Origin of the sequence: Arcobacter sp. CECT 8985 (assembly GCF_004116495.1) — a bacterium.
GTDB lineage: Bacteria > Campylobacterota > Campylobacteria > Campylobacterales > Arcobacteraceae > Malaciobacter.
On sequence record NZ_PDKC01000021.1, the window covers coordinates 13276 to 28556 of the forward strand.

The following is a 15281-nucleotide window of genomic DNA, read 5'->3' on the forward strand; positions in this document are numbered from 1 at the left end:
TTCTTGCATAAATATAATAAACTATGTAAATATGGTGTAAGTATAGCTTTAGTAGATATTAGATAATATTTAATGAAAGTTTAAGCAAAATATTTTGAAATTAAGGATACATAATGACACATATGGATTTTTCTCATCCGTATTTTGGTGTATTTGTTATGTTTGTTTTGACCTTTGTCGCTTTTATTTTGACAGTAGCTTTAGCAAGGTTTATTAGTCGAAAAATTGCTAGATTAAATACAGAGAAATTAAAAGTATCTTTGTACGAATGTGGACCAGAAGCTACAAAACAACCAAATACTATATCAGTGCAGTTTTATTTGATGGCATTACTTTTTATTTTATTTGATATTGAAATAATTTTTATGTTTCCATGGGCTGTTGATTTTATTATACTTGGATGGTTCGGTTTTATTGAAATGATTCTATTTATCGTTCTTTTAACAATCGGATTTATATATGCTTGGAAAAAAGGAGCACTTGAATGGCACAGCATAAAGTAGATTATTTCTCAAACGGTGGTGCACCAATTGCTTTAACAACTGTAGATAAACTAGTAAATTGGGGACGAAGTAACTCTTTGTGGCCTTTAACTTATGGTTTAGCCTGTTGCGCCATTGAGATGATGGCAGCAGGAGCATCAAGATATGACTTTGATAGATTCGGAACAATTTTCAGAGCAAGTCCAAGACAAGCTGATGTTCTTATTATTGCAGGAACTCTAACAAAAAAACACGCAGAATTTATGAGAAGACTATATGATCAAATGCCTGATCCTAAATGGGTAATCTCAATGGGTTCATGTGCAAATACAGGTGGAATGTTTAATACTTATGCAACTGTACAAGGTGCAGATAGAGTTATTCCAGTTGATATTTATCTTCCAGGTTGTGCACCAAGACCTGAAACACTTCAATACGCATTAATGATGTTACAAAAGAAAATAAGAAAAGAATCTATTTTTAGATCAATAAAGAAAAAGAGATTAGTATGAGAGAATATGTAAATAAACAAGATGTACAGAAAAAATCATATTTTAGTGATAGATTTTATGTAACTCCTACAATTTCTAGAATTGATGTTAATCAAGATGAAATTTTTGCAAATGATGTAAAATATTTATCTTCTAAAGTTGATATTTTAGATAAATATATACAAAAAGAACATTTAGTACTATATATAAATCCAAATGATAATTTAAAAGTTATAGAAATATTAAAAAATGAATTAGAATATGACATGATGATTGATATTTCTGCAATTGATTATTTAGCATCAAAAGATGGCTTTGAGATATTTTATGAATTGTTATCAATGAGTAAAAATAAAAGATTAAGACTAAAGTTTTTTATACAAGAGAAAGAATCAATTAATTCTGTTTATGGTCTATTTAAAATGGCTAACTGGGCAGAAAGAGAAATGTATGATATGTATGGAGTAAAAATACTTAATCACCCAAATATGAAAAGAATTCTTATGCCTAATGATTGGCAAGGACATCCTTTAAGAAAAACATATCCATTACAAGGTGATGAATTTGCAGCATGGTATGAAGTTGATAAAATTTTTGGCAAAGAAGCAAGAGATGTAATTGGGCCAGAAATAAGAGATGCTGCTGCAATTGATAGATATGATACAACAAGATTTTCAAGACTTGGTCATGAAGTTGCTTTTGGTGATGAAGTTACAAAAGATAATGAACAAAAAACATCAAAACAGTACTTAGAAGATGATGGAGTTAAATTTATCAAAAAATTTAAAGAAGAAGACTCTGTTACTTTGAAAGAGAGAAAGTAGATTATGCAAAGACAAACGCCAAATAGATTAAAACCATTTTTTGAAAATATAAATTTTGAAAGAGATGATAATGCAATGGTGGTTAACTTTGGGCCACAACATCCTTCTGCTCATGGACAAATGCGACTTATATTAGAACTTAAAGGTGAAGAAGTTATAAAAGCAAGACCGGATATTGGATATCTTCATAGAGGTATGGAGAAAATGGCAGAAAATATGATCTATAATGAATTTCTACCTACAACAGATAGAATGGATTATATTGCTGCAACTTCAAATAATTATGGATTTGCATTAGCAGTTGAAAAATTGTTAGATATTGAAGTTCCAAGACGAGCAGAAGTTATTAGAACAATGCTTTTAGAGCTAAATAGAATTGTTTCTCATCTATTTTGGTTAGCTACACATGCACTTGATGTTGGAGCAATGAGTGTATTTTTATATACATTTAGAGAAAGAGAATTTGCACTTGATTTAATTGAAGATTATTGTGGCGCAAGACTAACTCACAGTACAATAAGAATCGGAGGTGTTCCTTTAGATTTACCAAAATCATGGTGTGATGATTTAGAAAAATATTTAAAAATTCTTGAAGTAGAAATAGAAAAATATGAAGGTTTATTGACAGAAAATAGAATTTGGAAGATGAGACTTGAAAATGTTGGTGTTATTTCACAGGATTTGGCAAAAACATGGGGAGTTACTGGAATCGCACTAAGAGCAACTGGTATTAAATGGGATCTTAGAAAAGAGATGCCTTATGGATTATATCCTGAGTTGGATTTTGATATTCCAATTGCACAAACGGGTGATGCATATGGAAGATATAAGTGTTATTTACAAGAGATGAGAGAATCAATTAAAATGTTAAGACAGCTTACGTCTATGTATGAAGATAGTAAATGTGAATTAATGGCACATGCTCCTGAATATATATCTGCACCTAAAGAGCAAATTATGACACAAAATTACTCTTTAATGCAACATTTTGTTTTAGTTACACAAGGAATGAGACCACCAAAAGGTGAAGTTTATGTTGCAACTGAATCACCAAAAGGAGAATTAGGTTTTATGGTTGTAAGTGATGGAACTCCTTATGCATATAAACTTAAAGTAAGAGCTCCAAGTTTTTTCCATACAGGACTTTTAGAAGATTTACTTCCAGGGCATCAACTTGCCGATGTGGTTACTTTAGTTGGTAACTTAAATTTAGTATTTGGTGAAATAGATAGATAATAATTGTGACATGGAGGTAAAATAGTGAAAAGATATGACTTAAGACCCTTAAAAGATAACTTTTATGAACGAATGTTGCAGTTAATAAAAGATGATATCAAAGATGGTGAAAATGCGATTTTTTTATTTGAAATAGGAGATTTTTCACCTATACAAAAAAGTGCAGACTTGATATATGAAAATGGCTATACTTTAATGAATTCTATTAAATTTAATGAAGTAGATTGGACAATAGTTGTAAAAAAAGTAGAACCTGAAAAAAAAGAAATTGAAGATGAATAGGAAAAAAATGAGTAAATTAGAAGTTTTAAAAAATAGTGATTTTATTTTATGTTTTGGTCAATTCTTGGCTAATACTAATGAAAATATAGTTGATTTTATTAATTATGCAAAAAATACAAATGGTGCACAAGTTGTTTATATGCATGCTGTTGATAGTTTAGCATTAAAAGACTTTTATACTCAGTTTATTAAATATGAAGCAGGTAGTGAAGAGGGTGTTAGTGCATTACTTTTAGATACTTTAGTTCAAAATCCAAGTGATAAAATTAAAGCATATATTGATGATTTGGATATTGGTTATATCTCTGCTGAATCAAGTGCTGGTGAAGAAGAGTTTGAAGAAATTTTAGAAAAATCTAAAAATAGTAAATCAAAAGTTTTATTTGTTGGTGATGATATTTTTTCTCATGGTAGAGTTGAAAATATTAAAAAAATGTTAACAGCAATTGATAAATATAGTGATTTTGAAGTTGTATGTGAATCTGAATTTAGATTAGATAATGAAGAGCTTGAAGAAGTAGAAGAGTTACTTCCTTATAATGGAACAGTTATTTACTCTTATGTTGATAAACAAAAAGATGAGAGTATAGTTTATGCAAGTGCATCTTTTATAAGAATTGCAAAAGTAAATGATAAAGATAAAATTAAATTAATATCTTCTAATGATGAAACTGTTAAAACTATTAAATTAGATGATACTTTACAAAGTACAATTGCAATTTGTTCAACAAAAGAAAAAGGTGATGATTTCTTATCATGTGGGTATATTTATAAACCCGTAAAAATAGAAAGGCTAGAAGATTGAGTGATTTAATATCTTTAAATATTGATGGAAAACTTTGTAAAGCAAAAGAGGGTGAATCTTTATTAAATATAGCAAGAGCAAATGGAATATTTATTCCTGCTGTTTGTTATTTGACAAGATGTAGTCCAACTTTAGCATGTAGATTGTGTCTTGTAGAAGCTGATGGTAAACAAGTATATGCATGTAATGCAAAAGCTAAAGAGGGCATGGATATTAAAACTACTACTGAAAATATTGCAAAAGAAAGAAGAGCAATAATGGAAGTATATGACGTAAATCATCCTCTGCAGTGTGGTGTTTGTGACCAAAGTGGAGAGTGTGAATTACAAAATTATAGTTTATATATGAAAGTTGATTCTCAAAGTTATTCAATTAAAGATGTTCCAAGACCAGCTCAACATTGGGGAGTTATGAATTATGACCCAGGGTTATGTATTGTTTGTGAGAAATGTGTAACTGTATGTAAAGATATGATAGGTTCAAATGCTTTAAGTACAGTAAAAAGAGGTTCAGAAGCAATTGAAAAAACATTTAAAGATAGTATGCCAAAAGATGCTTATTCAATGTGGAATAAGCTTAATAAATCGTTGATTGGATTTGATGAAAACTCATGTACAGATTGTGGGGAATGTATTTCTGTTTGCCCTGTTGGTGCATTGGTTTCAAATGATTTTCAATATAAATCAAATGCTTGGGAATTAACAAAAATTCCTGCTTCAAATCCACATTCAAGTGACTGTGCATTAATGTATTATGAAAAAAAACATGAATCAATTGAGAAACATAGTACTCAGAAAATTTATAGAGTAACAAATGATCATCACTATGTATCTTTAAATGGTGCAGCAAGATTTGCTTATGATTTTGAAAATAAAGTCGAATCAAAAGATAATAAAGCATTTCAAGAAGCAATAGAAGCATTTAAAAAAGCAAATAGTGTGAAATTTAATTCTTACATTACAAATGAAGAGGCTTTAATTTTACAAAAACTAAAAGAAAAGTTAGGTTTTAAACTTGTAAATGATGATGCTTTTAAATATCAAAGATTTTTAAAAGAGTATTCAAAAAATACAGGTAAATCTCTTTATAGTGCAGATTTAAAAGATATACATGAATCAAACTTTGTAATTTCAGTTGGGTCATTTTTAAAACATGATTTACCAAATGCAAGATATGCATTTAATAATTCAGTTGTTTTAAATAAAGGAAGTGCTTTATATTTTCATCCTTTAGAAGATACCGCTATGCAAAAAGTTGGTAAAAAAGGGAAAACTACAGATTTTATTTTTCATAAGCCATTAAAAGAAGAGTCAATCTTATATTTTATTCTTGATGTTTTTGCAAATGAAAACTTACCTGAAAATATTAAACAATATTTAAAATCACTAGAAGAGCAAAGAGTTAAAGTTGTTCTTGAAAATAAAAAAGAAGAAATAGTTGAAAATATAGTTGATGAAAATTCAGGTGAAAAAAAAGAAGTAAAAAAAATGGTTACTAAAAAAGTTGAGACAGAGGTGAAATATGTCTACTCAAAACTTCTTGATGAAATAGGAAAAGATGAAACTTTTTATGAATTAATTGATTCAATGTTATTGAAAAAAGATAAGTTTACATTAATTATTGGTGAGGATTTGATATTTCATCCTAACTGGAAAAACCTTGCAAAATTAACTGCATTAATAGAAAAATATACAAAATTTGATGTAGTAATTCTTCCTACAAAAACAAATACCTTAGGAGTTAGCTTAATTTGTGAACTTGATGAAAAAGAAGAGGGCTTTACTGTTGGATATAACGAAAAAGCTCAATTTCAATTAAGTGCTTTAGGTGATGGTGATTTAGATATCCCTGCATTAAATCAGCAAGAAGGAACTTTTGTAAATATAGATAAAAAAGTGGTACCAACGAATGCAGCACTTCCTTATAATGGATATGTATTAAACGATATTGCAAATGAATTATTAGATGAACAAAAAGAGTTTACTATTGAATATACAAAACAACTTCCTATATCAAAAGGGTTTAAGGAAATTGAGTTTGATTCTTTAACTAACTATTTTTCAAATGATAGGCAAGAATATAGAGGTTATGTACTTGATAATTTAGTATCTGATCAAATAAGTGAATTAAATCATATTTCTGATTTTAAAGATTTTATTGTTGATAATGATGAAATAATTATTTATAGAGCAAATCCAATTAATATATTTAATGAATTTGTTGCAATTTCACATGAGTTTAAAAATAAAGCAAAAACTGGAATGTATGTTTCAAAATCACTTCTTGATGAGTTAGGAATTATTGAAAATAGTAGCGTGATTGTTAGTGCAAAAACTAAAACATTGGAACTCAATGTATATGTAGATAAACAACTTGAAGGAAAAATAGCATATATTTCGACATTTGACAAATCTATAGATACAAAAGAGTTTTTTGATTCATATAGATATTCAAAAGCTAAGATTGTAAAGGCATAGAATGCAAACAAGTATTATTATTGAAACTATTATAAAAGCAATTGTTATATTAGCAGTATTTTCTGCGTTAGCAGGTTTTACTACTTATATCGAAAGAAAAGTTTTAGCTTTTATGCAAAGAAGATTAGGACCTACAAATGTAGGACCTTATGGTCTTTTACAAATTGTTGCAGATGGTATTAAATTATTTACAAAAGAGGACTTTGTTCCTCAAAATGCAGCACGACCTGTATTTATGATAGCTCCAATTATTACAGCTGCAACTGCATTTATTGCTATGAGTGCAGTTCCTTTTCTTCCAGAGTTTGAAATGTTTGGATATACAGTAAGACCAATTTTATCTGATATAAATGTAGGGATTTTATTTGTAATGGGAGTAGCCTCTGTTGGATTATATGGACCTTTATTAGGAGGTATGAGTAGTGCAAATAAGTGGTCACTATTAGGGGGAGCAAGAACTGCTATTCAACTTCTATCTTATGAGGTAGTATCTGGTTTAGCTTTACTTGCACCTCTTATGTTGGTGGGAAGTCTTTCTTTAATCGATATAAATAATTATCAAAGTGGTGGTTTTACTTCATGGCTAGTTTGGACTCAACCTTTAGCATTTATTTTATTTGTTATAGCAGGTTTTGCAGAAACAAATAGAACACCATTTGATTTATTAGAGCATGAAGCTGAAATTGTTGCAGGTTATGCAACAGAATATTCAGGTCTTAGATGGGGAATGTTCTTTATAGGTGAATATGCAAATCTATTTACAATTTGCTTTATAGTTTCATTAGTCTTTCTTGGGGGATTTAATGATTTATGGTTTATTCCTGGAGGATTAGCAATCATTTTAAAAGTAATGTTTTTAATCTTCTTTTTCTTGTGGACAAGAGCTTCTTGGCCTCATATTAGACCTGATCAATTGATGTGGCTTTGTTGGAAAATCTTAATGCCACTTGCAGTAATAAATATTGTTATTACTGGTTTTGTTATGATGTTTTAGGAGCAAAAAATGCAGATGAAAGATTTTAAAAATAGAAATGTAGGACAACAAAACTATATAACTGTTCAAGAAGATAATTATCCTAAAACAAATGGTGAAGTTTTTAAACAAGTTGTAAAAAGAAGTTTAAAAGGTGAACTATTTACAGGATTGAAAATTACTTTTAATATGATGAAAGAAGCACTTTTTAAAGGACAAATGCATACAGTTCAATATCCAGCTGAAAAATTACCTATTGGTCCTAGATATAGAGCAGTACATAAATTACTTGCATTACTTGAATCAGGTGAAAATAGATGTATAGGATGTGGACTTTGTGAAAAAATTTGTATTTCAAATTGTATAAAAATGGATACAAAAATAGATGAAAACTCTAGAAAAGAGGTTTTAGAATACACAATTAATCTTGGAAGGTGCATCTTTTGTGGATACTGTGCTGAGGTTTGTCCTGAATTGGCAATTGTTCATGGAAGTGAATATGAGAATGCAAGTGAACAAAGAGCTCACTTTGGTTTAAAAGAGGACTTTTTAACACCTCTTGATAAATTACATTTACAAAAAGAGTATGAAGGTTTTGGTTCAGTTTCTCCTGATGCTGATGAAAAAATCAAAAAGACTCCATTACAGTACTAGGAGACAGAATGTTTGAAATAGTTGCTTTTTATCTATTTGCTTTTTTAACTATTGCAATGTTTAGTATTACTGTTTTTACAAATAATGCTTTATATGCATTAAGTACATTAGCAGCAGGAATGATTTTTATTTCGGCATTTTTCTTTTTACTTGATGCTCAATTTTTAGGAGCAGTACAAATAGTTGTATATACAGGTGCTGTAATGGCTTTATATGCATTTGGTATGATGTTTTTTGATTCTTTATCTGTTGTTGATGAGCAGATTAAAAATCCTAGATTAGTATTTTTATTAAGTGGGATTATTGCATTGATTATTGTTTTGATTTTTATATTTCCTATAATTGGAGAAAATATACAAGCAAATTTACCAATTCATCACGAGTGGGGTAATACGCAAGATGTAGGAGTTGTTCTTTTTACTAAGTATTTAGTTCCTTTTGAAGTTGCTGCAATTATGCTACTTGTTGCAATGATTGGTGGGATTATATTAGCAAGTAAGAAAATGGATATTTCATATTCTGAATTATCAGAAGAGGAAATTGAAAATTTAGAAAAGGAAGAGTTATGAGTTTAAATGCTTATCTAGTTTTATCAACTCTTATATTTTGTATCGGGCTTTTTGGAGTTATTAGAAGAAAAAATCTTATAATGCTTTTTTTCTCAACAGAGATAATGCTAAATTCTGTAAATATTGCACTTGCAGCTATATCAAAATTTCATAATGACTTAACTGGGCAAATGTTTGCATTTTTTATTATAGCTATTGCTGCAAGTGAAGTTGCAATAGGACTTGGATTACTGATTTTATGGTATAAAAAAACTGGTACCATAAATTTAGATAGCATGCAAAGATTAAAGGGATAAATCATGGAAAAATATTTATATATAGCATTATTTGCTCCTTTAGTTGGCTCTATATTTGCTGCACTATTTTCTATGAGTAAAAAAAATATTATTACAGGAGTAGTAACATCATTAATGTTATTTATTTCTATGATAGCCTCACTTAACTTACTTTATTATATTTATACAACTGATAGTATAGTTCATGTGAGGATGCTTGATTGGATAAAAGTTGGAAATATTGATATTCCTTTTGGTTTTGTTGTTGATCATATAAGTATTGTAATGATGAGTGTGGTTACTATTGTTTCAACAATGGTTCATATTCATTCAATTGGGTATATGGATCATGACAAAGGATTTAATAGATATTTTTCATATTTAAGTGGATTTGTTTTTTCTATGATGATTCTAGTAATGTCAGATAACTTTGCTGGATTATTTATTGGTTGGGAAGGTGTTGGACTTTGCTCATGGTTACTAATTGGATTTTGGTATCATAAAAACTCAGCAGCTTGGGCAGCAAATGAAGCTTTTATTATGAATAGAATTGCTGATTTAGGTATGTTAGTTGGAATTTTCTTTATATATTGGAATATTGGAAGTTTACAATATGAAATTGTATTTGCAAATATAGACTCTTTACCAATGTCTTTGATTGTTACTATTGCAATCTTTTTATTTATTGGGGCTATGGGAAAATCTGCGCAATTTCCTTTTCATACATGGCTTGCTGATGCAATGGAAGGACCAACGCCAGTTTCTGCATTAATTCATGCAGCAACAATGGTAACAGCTGGTGTTTATTTACTTGTAAGAACAAATGAAATTTATACAACTGTTCCTCAAGTTGGATATGTTATTGCTTGTTTAGGAGCCTTTGTTGCTATTTTTGCAGCTAGTATGGCTTTAGTAAATAATGATATGAAAAAAATCATTGCATATTCAACTTTATCTCAATTAGGATATATGTTTGTTGCAGCTGGTCTTGGAGCATATTGGGTTGCTCTTTTCCATCTTGCTACTCACGCATTTTTCAAATCGGTATTATTTTTAGGTGCAGGTAATGTAATGCATGCTATGAATAATGAACTTGATATTAGAAAAATGGGTGGATTGTATAAAAAAATGAAAGCAACAGCAATTATTATGATAATTGCATCAATAGCACTTTCAGGTATATTCCCTTTTGCAGGTTTTTTCTCTAAAGACAAGATTTTAGAAGTAGCATTTGATCAAAATGCAATTTTTTTATGGGGGATTTTACTTATTACTGCAGGCCTTACATCTTTTTATTCATTTAGACTTATAATGAGAGTTTTCTTTATGAAGCCAACTTATGAAGAGTATGGCTATCATCCACATGAAACTTATCCATTTGTTATTGCAGCAATGATTCCTCTTGGTATCTTAGCTTCAATTGCAGGTTGGTTTGAACACTATTTTGTAAGATTAGTAACTTATTTATTACCAAATTGGGAATCAACAACTATTGTTCATTCAACAGAATATATTCTAATTGCATTAACAAGTTTAGTTGCTATTGGTGGAATATTACTTGCAGTTTATAAATACAATAAAGGTGGTTTTTCTAAATCATGGGAAGAGACTTTTTCTTATAAAGTATTAACAAATCAATATTTTATTCCATTATTTTATGACAAAGTCATTTGTAAAGCATATTTTTTAATTTCAAAATTTGCATTTAAAGTAGTAGATGTAAAAATTATTGATGCTATAGTTGATTTTATTGCTAAGTTTATTTATAAAACAGGTGAAAATTCTGTTGTTATTCAATCAAGTAATTTATCTCAAAGTCTGAAAATTATGACAGCAGGTGTTTTATTTATTTTAATATTAATTGCATCGCTTGCAATTTTTAAATAAAAGGTTTTTTTATGGATTATATTTTATCGATTTTGATATTTTTTCCTCTTTTTGCAGCATTTATAGGTTTTATGGTAAATAGTAATTCTATAAGAGTTTATGGAATTATTGTTACTCTTATAGAATTTATTATTAGTATAATTATGTATGTAAATTTTGACGTACAAAACCCAAACATGCAATTTACTCAAAATATACCAATTATTCCATCGTATGGGATAAATTATATTGTTGGAATTGATGGGATATCACTATTTTTAATATTGATGACAACATTCATGTCGATGATTGCATTAATTGCATTAAGTGAAAAAAGAGCTATAAAAAATCTTATTATTACAATTTTGTTTTTAGAAATGACAATGGTGGGTGTATTTGTTGTTTTAGATGCAATTATTTTTTACTTATTTTGGGAATTATCACTAATACCTATGCTTTATATTATTGGAGCATGGGGTGGAAACCTTAGAATTTATGCTTCAATTAAATTCTTTTTATATACATTTCTGGGATCTTTAATTATGTTAGTTGGTATGCTATATTTAGGTTATGTATATTACCAAACTACTGGAAATTGGAGTTTTAATATTCAAGATTGGAACATGCTAATTTTGCCATTTGATTTACAAATGTGGTTATTTATTGCATTTTTTATTGGTTTTGCAGTTAAAGTACCAATGTTCCCATTTCATACATGGTTACCATATGCCCATGGGCAAGCGCCAACAGTTGGTTCAGTTATTCTAGCAGCCGTTCTTTTAAAAATGGGTACATATGGATTTGTGAGATTTTCTCTACCACTTTTTCCTGATGCAAGTTCTTTTTTTGTGATACCAGTTGCAATATTATCATTAATTGCAATTATATATACTGCAATGGTGGCTTATGCACAAGAAGATATGAAACAAGTAATTGCATATTCTTCTGTTTCACATATGGGTGTTATTATTTTAGGTATTTTTGCTTTAAATGTAGAGGGAATTAGTGGTGCAATTTTTCTTATGATCTCACATGGAATTGTATCTGGTGGATTATTCTTACTTGTGGGAGTAATTTATGATAGACGACATACTAAATTAATTTGTGATTTTGGTGGATTAGCAAAAGTGATGCCAAAATATGCAACCATGTTTGCATTTGTAATGATGGGAGCAATTGGACTTCCTTTAACTATAGGTTTTGTTGGTGAATTTTTATCTTTATTAGGATTTTTTAGAACTTCGCCAGTCTTAGCATTGGTAGCTGGAATGACAATAATTTTAGGTGCAGTTTATATGTTAGTAATGTATAAAAAAGTGTTTTTCGGTGAAGTAACGAATGAAGAGAATAAGAAATTATTAGATTTAAATAAAAAAGAGTTAACTGCCTTAATTCCTTTAGTTATTTTAATTATTTTCTTAGGGGTTTATCCAAAACCAATATTAGAACCAGCAAATAATTCTGTATCTAAAATGGTTAAGATTATGCATGCAAAGGTATTAGATAATGATACAGCAGTCAAGCTAGTAAATGTAAATAGCATAGGAGTGCAAAAATGAGTGAAATGCCAAAAATAACAATTGATTTTTTAAGTTTAAATTTTGCTACAATCTCTCCTATGATTGTAGCTATTATTGCAGGATTATTAATCTTATGTATTGATTTATCAAATAAAAAACTTGATAAATCACTTTACATAATGTTAACAGTATTAGCTTTACTTATTGATTTAGGGTTTGTTTTAGGTTTTGATTCTGATACAAGAGGATTTTTTGACTTATTATTATTTGATGGAGTTGCAACTTTAGGACAAATTATTATAATTGTAGGTTCAATATTTTTTGTTTTATTATATTTTAATAAGCTTAGATTTCAAGAGTTGAGATATCCCGAATATTTTGCATTATATTTATTTGTAGTTGCAGGTTTTCAGTTTATGGTAACTTCAGATAGTCTTATTTTGATTTTTGTTTCTCTTGAAACATCTTCAATGGCTTTATATACTATGATTGCAATGCATAATAGATTAACTGCAATAGAAGCAGCAATTAAATATTTTACAATGGGTGCTTTAAGTACTGCCTTTTTTGCATTTGGTTCAATGGTTTTTTATGCCCAAACGGGAAGTGTAGAATTATCTGAAATTTCACAAGTATTGACTGCAAATAATTTTTCAAACTATTTTATTACTTTAGTAGGGGCTTGTTTTATTATTGCAGCATTAGGATTTAAGTTATCACTTTTTCCTTTTCATCTTTGGGTTGCAGATGTTTATGAAGGTTCAACTTCAGCTTTAGCTGGTTTTATTTCAGTTGTTCCAAAAATTGCTGGATTTATAGTTGCATTAAGATTTTTTGAGATTTTTATTATTCATGATGATAAGTTTATTGAATTAATTTTATATGTTATTGTAGTTCTTACAATGACAATTCCAAATGTAATTGCACTGTTACAAAATGATATAAAAAGAATGTTAGCTTATTCTTCAGTGTCAAATGCAGGTTTTGCAATGAGTGCAATACTTATAGGTACAACACAAGCAACTGAGTCACTTTTTTTATATTGGATAATGTTTTTTCTTGCTAATTTAGGAGCATTTTCAATTCTTTGGTTAAAAAGAACAAAAGATTATAATAATGGAAGTGACCATACTTTAGAAAAATATAAAGGATTAATTAAAACTTCACCATTAATTGCTTGTTTGATGGGTGTATTTATGATTACTTTAGCTGGACTTCCACCATTTTCTTTATTTTGGGGTAAACTTTATTTAATAGGAAATGCTGTAAATGCAGGACATATTATTTTAGCTATTATAATGATTCTAAATTCAGCTATTGCTGCATTTTATTACTTAAAACCAGTGGTGGCAATATTTTTAAAACAACCAGATGAAAATACAATTCAATTAGTAAATATGACGCAAATGATAAAATTTGTTGCAATAATAAGTGCAATTTTTACAATTTGTGCTATTTTTATAGTTGAACCACTACTTCAAATAATCTCTTTTTATACTCAAATATCGGGGTTTTAATATAAAAAATATCAATAAAAATTAGTTTTATTGATATTTTGATACACTTATATAAACACATATAGGAAATATTATGAAAAAAAATTACTTAGTTGGTATGAGTATAATTGTACTTTTTTTATTTGGGTATTTTTTTCAACTTCAAAATAAGCAAATTAATCAGTTAAAAAAAGAAGTTGTAAAACTAAATAAAAAAATAGAAATACTACAAAAAAGCGAAAATAAACTAAAAATACAATTAGTAAAATATACAAAGAAAAAACAGGTTCCTGTTTCTGTTAAGAAAAAAAGATTTATTTCTATGATGTTACCTCCATTAAAAGAGGTTTATAATGATTTAAAAACTAGATATTTGAGAGTTAAAAAATTAATTGATAATAAAGAAACTAGTGATGAAATAAAAAAATTAAAAGAGTATTATGATACTAATTCAGATCAAGAACTTTTATATGCATTAAAACCTCACCCAATGTCAATTGCTCTAGCGCAAGGTGCAATGGAGAGTGCTTGGGGTCAGTCAAGATTCTTTAAAGAAGCAAATAATATGTTTGGTGTGTGGTCATTTAATAAAAATGAGCCTAGAATTGCTGCAAATAGTAAAAGAGGTTCAAAAACAATTTGGCTTAAAAAGTATGCAACTGTAAAAGATGCAATAAGAGATTATTATGAAACATTATCAAAAAGTGCTGCATTTGAAGCTTTTAGAAAACAAAACTTTGAAAATCCAAATCCTTATTTATTAGTAAAAAAACTAAATAGATACTCAGAAAAGAAAGCTTTATATGGTAAAGAGTTGGCTTCTGTAATAAAATATAATGATTTTACAAAATATGATGATAAAGAGTTTGTAACTCAAAAAGAAGATGTAAAATTGACAAAAGAAGAGCAAAAAGAAGAAGAAGATTTAGAAAAAAAATCTATAGAACAAGCTGGCAATGAAGATATTACTACTTCTGAAGATATACAAAAAGAAGAGGTTATGCAAAAACAAAAAGAATCTGATGAATCAACTGCAGATGAGAAAAAAGAACAATTAGTAACAAAAGAAGCCAAAGAAGAAAAAAACTCTACAGAAAAAACTGATACAAAAGAAGTGAAAGAAGAAAAAAACTCTACAGAAAAAACTAATACAAAAGAACAAAAAGACACTGTAGAAAAAACTAACATAAAAGAAGAAAAAAAGTCTACAATTAAAAAAATAGAACCTAAAGAAAAATTAGATACTAAAAATATTGAAGATAAACAAACAAAGTAGAAATCTCTACTTTGTTTACAACTAACCTAAAGATAAACCATAACTTGGTAAAATC

General features: G+C 28.4%; 15 protein-coding genes. All 15 read left to right on the plus strand.

All coding sequences use genetic code 11. The features are described from left to right. Positions 1-113: 113 nt before the first annotated feature. Positions 114-503 carry an NAD(P)H-quinone oxidoreductase subunit 3 gene (locus CRU93_RS09550; protein WP_129103979.1) on the plus strand — a complete coding sequence of 130 codons (390 nt, stop codon included), beginning with the start codon at positions 114-116 and terminating at the stop codon, positions 501-503. After that, complete coding sequence (locus tag CRU93_RS09555) at positions 485-994, plus strand: NADH-quinone oxidoreductase subunit B family protein (RefSeq protein ID WP_129103980.1); 510 nt, start codon at positions 485-487, stop codon at positions 992-994. Before CRU93_RS09550 ends, CRU93_RS09555 begins: the two co-directional genes overlap by 19 nt. Then, on the plus strand, positions 991-1797 hold the full coding sequence (locus tag CRU93_RS09560) for an NADH-quinone oxidoreductase subunit C (protein WP_129103981.1): 807 nt from the start codon (positions 991-993) through the stop codon (positions 1795-1797). The genes CRU93_RS09555 and CRU93_RS09560 overlap by 4 nt, the downstream gene beginning before the upstream one ends. A 3-nt stretch (positions 1798-1800) precedes the next feature. Further along, positions 1801-3033: an NADH dehydrogenase (quinone) subunit D gene (gene nuoD / locus CRU93_RS09565; RefSeq protein ID WP_129103982.1), complete on the plus strand. Its 1233-nt coding sequence runs from the start codon at positions 1801-1803 to the stop codon at positions 3031-3033. A 24-nt stretch (positions 3034-3057) separates the two neighbouring features. Beyond that, entirely contained in the window at positions 3058-3315 is a 258-nt protein-coding gene (locus CRU93_RS09570) for an NADH-ubiquinone oxidoreductase subunit E family protein (protein ID WP_129103983.1), read from the plus strand. A 7-nt stretch (positions 3316-3322) separates the two neighbouring features. Continuing rightward, entirely contained in the window at positions 3323-4120 is a 798-nt protein-coding gene (locus CRU93_RS09575) for a hypothetical protein (RefSeq protein ID WP_258238884.1), read from the plus strand. Positions 4121-4128: 8 nt separating this feature from the next. Next, positions 4129-6597 carry an NADH-quinone oxidoreductase subunit G gene (locus CRU93_RS09580; RefSeq protein WP_258238886.1) on the plus strand — a complete coding sequence of 823 codons (2469 nt, stop codon included), beginning with the start codon at positions 4129-4131 and terminating at the stop codon, positions 6595-6597. A gap of 1 nt (position 6598) precedes the next feature. Beyond that, entirely contained in the window at positions 6599-7591 is a 993-nt protein-coding gene (gene nuoH, locus CRU93_RS09585) for an NADH-quinone oxidoreductase subunit NuoH (protein WP_129103986.1), read from the plus strand. Positions 7592-7600: 9 nt separating this feature from the next. Then, a complete protein-coding gene (nuoI, locus tag CRU93_RS09590; RefSeq protein ID WP_129103987.1) occupies positions 7601-8224 on the plus strand; it encodes an NADH-quinone oxidoreductase subunit NuoI in 624 nt (207 codons plus the stop codon). An 8-nt stretch (positions 8225-8232) separates the two neighbouring features. Continuing rightward, positions 8233-8793 (plus strand): NADH-quinone oxidoreductase subunit J, encoded by a 561-nt coding sequence (locus CRU93_RS09595; RefSeq protein ID WP_129103988.1) that lies wholly within the window; start codon positions 8233-8235, stop codon positions 8791-8793. After that, on the plus strand, positions 8790-9089 hold the full coding sequence (gene nuoK / locus CRU93_RS09600) for an NADH-quinone oxidoreductase subunit NuoK (protein WP_129103989.1): 300 nt from the start codon (positions 8790-8792) through the stop codon (positions 9087-9089). The genes CRU93_RS09595 and nuoK overlap by 4 nt, the downstream gene beginning before the upstream one ends. Positions 9090-9092: 3 nt before the next feature. After that, positions 9093-10955, plus strand: a complete 1863-nt coding sequence (gene nuoL, locus CRU93_RS09605) for an NADH-quinone oxidoreductase subunit L (RefSeq protein WP_129103990.1) — start codon at positions 9093-9095, stop codon at positions 10953-10955. 11 nt (positions 10956-10966) lie between these two features. Continuing rightward, positions 10967-12493 (plus strand): NADH-quinone oxidoreductase subunit M, encoded by a 1527-nt coding sequence (locus CRU93_RS09610; protein WP_129103991.1) that lies wholly within the window; start codon positions 10967-10969, stop codon positions 12491-12493. Beyond that, the gene (gene nuoN / locus CRU93_RS09615) at positions 12490-13971 is read left to right on the plus strand and encodes an NADH-quinone oxidoreductase subunit NuoN (RefSeq protein ID WP_129103992.1); all 1482 of its coding nucleotides are present in this window, start codon (positions 12490-12492) and stop codon (positions 13969-13971) included. Before CRU93_RS09610 ends, nuoN begins: the two co-directional genes overlap by 4 nt. A gap of 73 nt (positions 13972-14044) precedes the next feature. Further along, positions 14045-15226 carry a glucosaminidase domain-containing protein gene (locus tag CRU93_RS09620; protein WP_129103993.1) on the plus strand — a complete coding sequence of 394 codons (1182 nt, stop codon included), beginning with the start codon at positions 14045-14047 and terminating at the stop codon, positions 15224-15226. Positions 15227-15281 lie beyond the last annotated feature (55 nt).

Coding starts and splice junctions, on each gene's coding strand:
- CRU93_RS09550 (WP_129103979.1), top strand. CDS start 114: ATGACACATATGGATTTTTCTCATCCGTATTTTGGTGTATTTGTTATG.
- CRU93_RS09555 (WP_129103980.1), top strand. CDS start 485: ATGGCACAGCATAAAGTAGATTATTTCTCAAACGGTGGTGCACCAATT.
- CRU93_RS09560 (WP_129103981.1), top strand. CDS start 991: ATGAGAGAATATGTAAATAAACAAGATGTACAGAAAAAATCATATTTT.
- nuoD (WP_129103982.1), top strand. CDS start 1,801: ATGCAAAGACAAACGCCAAATAGATTAAAACCATTTTTTGAAAATATA.
- CRU93_RS09575 (WP_258238884.1), top strand. CDS start 3,323: ATGAGTAAATTAGAAGTTTTAAAAAATAGTGATTTTATTTTATGTTTT.
- nuoH (WP_129103986.1), top strand. CDS start 6,599: ATGCAAACAAGTATTATTATTGAAACTATTATAAAAGCAATTGTTATA.
- nuoI (WP_129103987.1), top strand. CDS start 7,601: ATGCAGATGAAAGATTTTAAAAATAGAAATGTAGGACAACAAAACTAT.
- CRU93_RS09595 (WP_129103988.1), top strand. CDS start 8,233: ATGTTTGAAATAGTTGCTTTTTATCTATTTGCTTTTTTAACTATTGCA.
- nuoK (WP_129103989.1), top strand. CDS start 8,790: ATGAGTTTAAATGCTTATCTAGTTTTATCAACTCTTATATTTTGTATC.
- nuoL (WP_129103990.1), top strand. CDS start 9,093: ATGGAAAAATATTTATATATAGCATTATTTGCTCCTTTAGTTGGCTCT.
- CRU93_RS09610 (WP_129103991.1), top strand. CDS start 10,967: ATGGATTATATTTTATCGATTTTGATATTTTTTCCTCTTTTTGCAGCA.
- nuoN (WP_129103992.1), top strand. CDS start 12,490: ATGAGTGAAATGCCAAAAATAACAATTGATTTTTTAAGTTTAAATTTT.
- CRU93_RS09620 (WP_129103993.1), top strand. CDS start 14,045: ATGAAAAAAAATTACTTAGTTGGTATGAGTATAATTGTACTTTTTTTA.